General features: G+C 62.3%; 1 protein-coding gene. It reads left to right on the top strand.

The window, feature by feature from the left end; all coding sequences use genetic code 11:
- The coding region (gene fliE / locus ACLJNW_RS28175; RefSeq protein WP_410961923.1) for a flagellar hook-basal body complex protein FliE at positions 1 to 148 on the top strand (148 nt) is incomplete at its 5' end.
- Positions 149 to 239 lie beyond the last annotated feature (91 nt).

Genomic DNA, 239 nt, shown 5'->3' with positions numbered 1-239 from the left:
CAACGCCTTCGAGGTCGGCCAGAGCGGCGTCGACCTGACCGACGTGATGATCGCCAGCCAGAAGGCCAGCGTGTCGTTCCAGGCCATGACCCAGGTGCGCAACAAGCTGGTCCAGGCCTACCAAGACATCATGCAGATGCCGGTCTGAGCGGCGCGAGGATAACTAGTTCATGGCCGATGCACTGATCGACAGCCAGGTTCCCGCCAAGAGCGGCGGTGCCGGGATGCTGAAGAAATCC

Source organism: Salmonella sp. SAL4457 (assembly GCF_046548235.1).
Lineage (GTDB): Bacteria > Pseudomonadota > Gammaproteobacteria > Enterobacterales > Enterobacteriaceae > Salmonella > Salmonella enterica.
This window is presented reverse-complemented; position numbering and strand designations above follow the sequence as displayed.